Source organism: Citrobacter sp. MGH104, from assembly GCF_001034485.1.
Lineage (GTDB): Bacteria > Pseudomonadota > Gammaproteobacteria > Enterobacterales > Enterobacteriaceae > Citrobacter > Citrobacter freundii.
Genome location: NZ_KQ089818.1, coordinates 1,611,401 through 1,618,139, shown reverse-complemented (window position 1 = coordinate 1,618,139; position 6,739 = coordinate 1,611,401). Strand labels below are relative to the sequence as shown.

Below are 6,739 nucleotides of genomic sequence, written 5' to 3'. Positions count from 1 at the left end.
GACCATATCAGCCTGGTGAAAGGAATGAAGAGCCTGGAGGTGAAGGGAGACCTGGCGCAGAAGATAAGCGGCGCGCTGGGAATAAAGGTTCAGAGCGATATTGTGCTGGAAAGCAGCAGCCGGATAAGCCTGAAGGTGGGCGGTTCGTTTGTGGTCATCCACCCGGGCGGCGTGGATATTATGGGGCCGAAAATCAATCTCAACAGCGGCGGGAGTCCGGGTAAACCGGTTCAGACACTGCAACCAGTTGTCCTGACAGCCTTAACGGATGATGGGACTGGTGGTGGTGGTGACGATTCTAATGGGAAGGATGGACAAAATAATTCGGTGGGGAATATCTGTATTGAGTGTTTACTTAACGCCATAAAAGCGGACGATGCAATAGTGCAGGGAACATGAACACTTTGAAGTAGCCTTTAGAAGATATACCTGTAATTGTCGAGGTGACTATACCCCCTGCTTTTCCGAAAAAACCGTTGAGCTATTCACCACGATTATATTTCCAGATAAAACGACAGAGCTGACCTGCTTGAATATCGGCTATGTAATGAATATTGAGAGGGAAATAATAATGTCGTCAGAATGCCAATTAAAGCAACACTGGCAGAAGCAGAATATAACACACAATGCCTTTATCCTGTTTGAAGGGGGAGCACTTAGTCACGAAATTCGTCATTTAATGTTAACGAATTATAAAGATCGGTGTACACCCCTGTATCAGATACCGGAACTAAAGAAAATAATAACCTACGGCCCCTGGCTGGCGCATATTAAAGAAGAGAATGAATTGAATAGTATGTTATCGGAGAAAATACCCGTTGCAGGCATTATTTTTTCTGCGTTATCACTGACTCATCTGGCTTCCCGACTTGCCATCGGATGCATAGCGAAAACACCGGACGACCGCAAAGTTCTGCTACGTTTTTATACGCCACATGTACTGAAACACCTGGCTGCGCGACCTGATATGGAGTGGCATCCGGTATTGTTCTCTCAAACCGAATCATGGTGGGTACAGGAAAATTCACAATGGCACCAGTTAAATATACCGGCTTCTGTGACCAACAACCCAGCTCCGGACAACCTTAATCTTGATAATTCATTATGGCAGAAAGTTAAGGGGCGGGATGATGTTTCTGCACTAGTAAGAGAATGGAGTATGATGAAAATAGGTAATCAATTTCCTCCATGTGCACGGCGGAATATGGTGGAGAAAGCACTCGATAAAGCACGACAAATTGGCTTGATAAAGCCGCTGGATCAGAAAATTTATGCACTGAGTTACCTGAATGGTGAGAAAGAATATCTTGAGTCAGCAGAATTTCAGGCTGTACTTGAAAAGGTTAAAAAAAATGAAATATCACTTTCTGACATCCGCGAAGATTGATAATCGTTGTCGGAATATTTTTCAGTGAAAAGCAATAACTGAAAGGAATGAATAATGGGATTTTTTACCCGACTGGAACAATTTGACCAAAAACTGACGCGCGGTTACGCCCGTTGGGGGCGCTGGGTATGGCGAACACTGATCGTGGTGCCTGTAGCCTGGCTGTTGTTGAGCGTGGGAATGTCAATCTGGGGACTACCTACTGGCGGTGTGATACTGGTGATTCATAGTGAACTGGACAGACCGATACTGAGTTTTAGTGTTAATGGTATGACCGGGCCAAATGCGTTTGCGCACGGAGGAGGCTCAACAACTTGTTGTGGGGATATCAGAGGAAAGGAGGCTGAGGTTATCTGGACGTTGAGTATAACCCGTGCGCAGTATGATGCAGGACTGCGAGAAGAGGTCCGGCGTACCACCATGCCCTTGCCTGAAAGAAAACATGGGCAGGATTTTCTGCATGTACATTTTTTACCGGGTGACAAAGTATTTTTAGGCTGGAGTGAAGGGGCGGGTTCACCCTATGAAAAACGTAATGAATTTTCTTATCAGAGTGAAAAAATGCAGGAGGCGCAGCCATGATCAGTGAATCCGTTATCTCCGCCGCCGTGCGGGCACAACAGGCAGAAGATGGCAAGGTAGGGAATTGTGGTAGGGTCTGGCATGTTGCTTTCTTTTTTGATGGTGTGGGACGCAATATCGTTCAGGACGCACCGGCTTGCCGTTTGAGTAATATTGCTCGTCTGTTTCGGGCATATCCTGATGAATATGCAAATAGAGGTAATACTTGTTTTAATAAATTTTATTTTTCCGGTATGGGAACAGCCTACAAAGATGATTCTGTCGACAATATTAACTCCCTTATGGATATTAGTTTGGATAATCTCCTGGAGGATATGAAAAACCTGCCGGAGGATACAATATCAGATGCGGGGGAATCAGTCATAAAGGGAGATAAAAAATGGACGGATGTGCTTGGCAATCTCCTTGAGGATCTCAATAATCCGGTTGAGTGGGCTAAAGGGATAGGTAAGTTGGCTGTTAAAGCAGCAGGTAAAGCTGGAATCGAGTCCACTCCCTGGTTACGTGATCACGAAGCCATAAGTGCCTATTTTATGACAGGCGAACCCATACGTCTTGAAGCAGCAAAGAAGCAGTTTGAGAAGTTTTATACGGAAAATATGAAGGGGAGTGTTCCCGTCAAAAAAATTTCTGTCTCATTATATGGTTTTGATATGGGAGCAACACTGGCACGTAAATTTCTGGATAATTTTCTTCAGGAACTTTGCCAGAAAAATAAAGAAGGAATATATCAGTATAAGAATGTATCTGTTGATATTGCTTTCGTCGGGCTTTTTGATTGCTCACGCCATTCGCCAGCCAGTAGTAACAACGGGCTGGACTATTTTTTTATGTGGCTGGATTTACCGGGAAACATGATTAGTTCGGTTTTGGGTGAAAAAGCTATCGATCAAAATTCGCCATTACCGGATGTGGTAAATAGCGCACTACATCTGATAGCAGCCCATGAACGACGCCCATGGCGCGGACTGTATCTGTTAGGAGAGGCTGCAAAAAATAAAAAATACAGAGAAGAATTGCTTCCCGGTTGTAGTGAAGATATTGGTGGCGGCCTGAAACCAGATGAACAGAAACCCAGCGCAGAACTGTGCCGGGTCGCGCTATACAATATGTATCATGCAGCATGTCAGGCTGGTGTGCCATTTCCTGATTTTGACACATTGGAACAATATGATGCTAAAATTTCCAGCTATTTTCTTATGAATGATGCTGTACAGGGGATACCTGTAAATTACTGGACCAGTCGTTATCAAAAAGAAGAGGTGAAGGAAAAAGAGTTTAGCGATACTGCACAGGAGAGACATCTGGATAACTATTTTCTCTGGCTGGGTGAGCAATATTATATGTATCAGTATGAACGGGGGCGACTGGATAAGAAATTATCGTTAGCACGTCGTAAACAGATAAGCGGGTACGGGAATTAACCCCAATACGGAAGTTGATGTGATAAAAGCGCAGATTTCCGAACTGGATTCACTCTGGGGATGGCTGGATGATGTAAATGACGTGGCTCGTGGCTTAAAAAATGATTTTATAGTCAATCCGAGGCTAAATGACAATCGGATAAAACTTAAACCTCAAATTTATAACGCTGCCGTTAATCGTGCTATGAAATTTCTTGAGTTTTCCAGTGCGGCTTATAACAATGAAAATCCACCATCCTCCTCTTCACGAATAGCAAATACACTTTATTCTTTTTTCGTGCATGATATACAGCGAGTTGATCATGCATCTTCTATATCTGAAGATTTTTTCTTACGTCGATCATCTGAGATGCCAGATGACGATTCTAATCCGCTGGAAAATAAAGGTGATGGAAAGAAACATACTCGCAGAGATGATTAGTGTTATGCAGGGAATTGAGGCTTTATAATTTTATTGCAAAATTAAGACTTGGTAAGAATGGGAGGCAAGTGCTCATACCTAAGTTTTTATCTCACTGGAAATTCCGGATGGCATTGTGAACTGCGCCATCCGGCAAAAAATTACAGATTCTCGCCGTTGCTGGCAATCACCTCTTTGTACCAGTCAAAACTCTTCTTCCGTGAACGTGACATATCGCCGGTGCCGTCGTCATGTTTGTTCACGTAGATAAAGCCGTAACGTTTGCTGTACTGACCGGTGGTAAACGATACGCAGTCGATGCAGCCCCATGGCGTGTAGCCCATCAGGTCTACGCCATCATAGGTCACCGCTTTCATCATTTCTTCGATGTGGGCGCGCAGATAGTCGATGCGATAGTCGTCGTTGATGCTGCCGTCTTCTTCTACTTTGTCATAAGCGCCAAACCCGTTTTCAACGATAAACAGCGGCTTCTGGTAGCGTTCATACAGCTCACATAAGGCATAGCGTAGACCGACGGGGTCAATCTGCCAGCCCCAGTCGGAGGCTTTTACGTGCGGGTTCGGTACGCTGCCCTCAAAACCAGAAATGGCATCGCCGCTGCCGCCTTCCGCTTTTACCGCGTTGGTCATGTAGTAACTGAATCCGAGATAGTCACAGGTGCCTTCACGCAGGATTTGCTCATCGCCGGCCTCCATTCGGATGTTGAATTCGCGGCGTTCCCACTCGTTCAGTACATATGATGGATAGTAGCCGCGCAGCTGAACGTCAGTGAAAACGTAGCGCTCACGCATCGATTCCTGCGCGAACATCACATCTTCAGGCTTACAGGAGAACGGGTACAGTGGCACCATCGCCAGCATGCAGCCGACTTTCATTTCCGGGTTGATGCGACGTGCCGCCTTTACCGCCAGCGCGCTGGCCACGAACTGGTGATGCAGCACCTGGTACATAGTCTCTTCAGGGTTTTCATGCTCGGTATACACCACGCCGGAGCAGCAATAGCCAAACAGCGGCGCGCGCCAGTTACGCTGGTTGTTGATCTCATTGAAGGTCATCCAGTATTTGACCTTGTGCTTATAGCGCTCAAAAACGACTTCAGCAAAACGGACAAAGAAATCGACGACTTTACGATTGGTCCAGCTACCGTACTGTTGAACCAGGTGCAGCGGCATTTCAAAGTGGGAAAGGGTGATGACTGGTTCAATGTTGTACTTCAGCAGTTCATCGAACATGTCGTCGTAGAACTTTAGCCCTTCTTCATTCGGTTGGGTTTCGTCCCCTTTGGGGAAGATACGGGTCCAGGCGATTGAGGTACGGAAGCATTTGAATCCCATCTCGGCAAACAGCTTGATGTCTTCTTTGTAATGACTGTAAAAATCGACAGCTTCGTGGTTGGGGTAGTACTTACCGGACTCAACTTCCTGAGTGATTTCTCGCGGAACGCCGTGAGCTCCTCCGGTCAGTACGTCGCAAATGCTGGGGCCTTTGCCACCTTTGTTCCAGCCGCCTTCAACCTGGTGCGCCGCAACCGCGCCGCCCCATAAAAAATCGTTTGGTAAGGTAAGTTTTTTCATCTGCGCTCAGTCTCAAATTAATACAATCTGATTTTGAGTCTAACAAAGGAAGGATAAATGTCACGATATAACAAAATAGCGTAAATGTGATTTGTTACATCAAAAAAACAGATTGTTTTTTTTACGCTATTCTTTTCGCCAGCTTGCGACCGAGTGATTCCAGAATATAAATAACGGGGATCTGCGTGGTTATATCGTATACCCCGGCAATACGTGTTTGTGGAACATGCCAGGAGAGGTTAAAGTCGGCGAGTTTCGCCAGGCGAGAGTGTTCATGGCTGGTGACCGACAGAACCTTACAGTTGTGCAGACTGAACTGGCTGGCAAAGCGCAGGATCTCTTCTGTTTCACCAGATACGGAAAGCACGATCGCCAGCGCGTTTCTGGCCATGTCGTTAGTGACCGGGAAATAAGGATCGTCAATGTGATTACTGAATTTACCGACGTTTGAGAAAAAACGTGCGCCATATTTTGCCAGCGCTCCAGACGTTCCTGCTCCGACGAATATAATACGTTCGGACGATAATATAATATCAACAGCCTGATCGAGCAGTTTATCGAACTCGTCGTTATTGACGCCTTTAAAGAAACTGATAATTTCGCTGGCACCGAAATTAGCCTGTTGCGGTTCATTCTGCTCTAAATATAATTTGAAGCGCACGCGAAATTCTGAGTAACCTTCACATTTAAGCTTGCGGCAAAAGCGCAGTACGGTGGTAGTGGAAACACCCACGGCATCGGCCAGTTCGCGAATGGTCATGTACATGACTTTGTCACGGTTTTTGATGACATAGTTGTAGACCAGCATCTCAAGATTGTTGAGACTGGCGATGGCAGCGTGGGAGAACATACTCACAATGGCAAAACTCACTCATCAGACTTCATCTACAGGGAATAATAACATGCAGCCAAATGACATCACTTTTTTTCAGCGTTTCCAGGATGACATTCTGGCCGGACGCAAGACCATCACCATTCGTGACGAGTCCGAATCACACTTCAAAGCCGGGGACATTTTACGGGTTGGGCGCTTCGAAGATGACGGTTACTTTTGCACGATTGAGGTTGTTGGCACCTCAACCGTCACGCTGGATACGCTAACGGATAAACATGCCCAGCAGGAAAACATGACGCTTGAAGAACTTAAACATGTGATTGCCGAGATTTACCCGAATCAGACGCAATTTTATGTGATTGATTTTAAATGCCTTTGATTTAAAGAAACATCTGTTAGTTGAAAAATCACTTACAACACAATGATTTTAAATGATTAATATTAATGTGATATTTATTTTAGCTAACAGGTGTTCACTGGAACCATTCTCAGTTACGCTAGAGGCGCAATAACGAA

Annotated in this window: 7 protein-coding genes and 1 pseudogene; 6 read left to right on the top strand and 2 right to left on the bottom strand. The window is 45.4% G+C overall.

Annotation, left to right across the window (positions count from 1 at the left end):
- The 5 genes and pseudogenes from SK34_RS07530 to SK34_RS24935 form a co-directional block, all read left to right on the top strand.
- Nucleotides 1-399 (top strand): annotated as a pseudogene (locus tag SK34_RS07530) (hypothetical protein); the annotation flags it as partial.
- A 172-nt stretch (nucleotides 400-571) separates the two neighbouring features.
- Nucleotides 572-1,387: a DUF4123 domain-containing protein gene (locus SK34_RS07525; RefSeq protein ID WP_048232750.1), complete on the top strand. Its 816-nt coding sequence runs from the start codon at nucleotides 572-574 to the stop codon at nucleotides 1,385-1,387.
- 54 nt (nucleotides 1,388-1,441) lie between these two features.
- Nucleotides 1,442-1,969: a DUF3304 domain-containing protein gene (locus SK34_RS07520; RefSeq protein ID WP_048232747.1), complete on the top strand. Its 528-nt coding sequence runs from the start codon at nucleotides 1,442-1,444 to the stop codon at nucleotides 1,967-1,969.
- Nucleotides 1,966-3,393, top strand: a complete 1,428-nt coding sequence (locus SK34_RS07515; protein ID WP_231588747.1) for a phospholipase effector Tle1 domain-containing protein — start codon at nucleotides 1,966-1,968, stop codon at nucleotides 3,391-3,393. Before SK34_RS07520 ends, SK34_RS07515 begins: the two co-directional genes overlap by 4 nt.
- A 19-nt stretch (nucleotides 3,394-3,412) precedes the next feature.
- On the top strand, nucleotides 3,413-3,814 hold the full coding sequence (locus SK34_RS24935; RefSeq protein ID WP_231588746.1) for a hypothetical protein: 402 nt from the start codon (nucleotides 3,413-3,415) through the stop codon (nucleotides 3,812-3,814).
- Between the two features lie 140 nt (nucleotides 3,815-3,954).
- Here SK34_RS24935 and bglA read toward each other — a convergent pair whose 3' ends face one another.
- Both bglA and SK34_RS07505 read right to left on the bottom strand, forming a co-directional pair.
- Nucleotides 3,955-5,388 (bottom strand): 6-phospho-beta-glucosidase BglA, encoded by a 1,434-nt coding sequence (gene bglA / locus SK34_RS07510; RefSeq protein WP_003846391.1) that lies wholly within the window; start codon nucleotides 5,386-5,388, stop codon nucleotides 3,955-3,957.
- Nucleotides 5,389-5,509: 121 nt separating this feature from the next.
- The gene (locus tag SK34_RS07505) at nucleotides 5,510-6,238 is read right to left on the bottom strand and encodes a MurR/RpiR family transcriptional regulator (protein ID WP_003838265.1); all 729 of its coding nucleotides are present in this window, start codon (nucleotides 6,236-6,238) and stop codon (nucleotides 5,510-5,512) included.
- 52 nt (nucleotides 6,239-6,290) lie between these two features.
- Between SK34_RS07505 and yqfB the strand changes: the two genes are divergently transcribed.
- The gene (yqfB, locus tag SK34_RS07500; RefSeq protein ID WP_003026949.1) at nucleotides 6,291-6,602 is read left to right on the top strand and encodes a N(4)-acetylcytidine aminohydrolase; all 312 of its coding nucleotides are present in this window, start codon (nucleotides 6,291-6,293) and stop codon (nucleotides 6,600-6,602) included.
- Nucleotides 6,603-6,739: the final 137 nt, after the last annotated feature.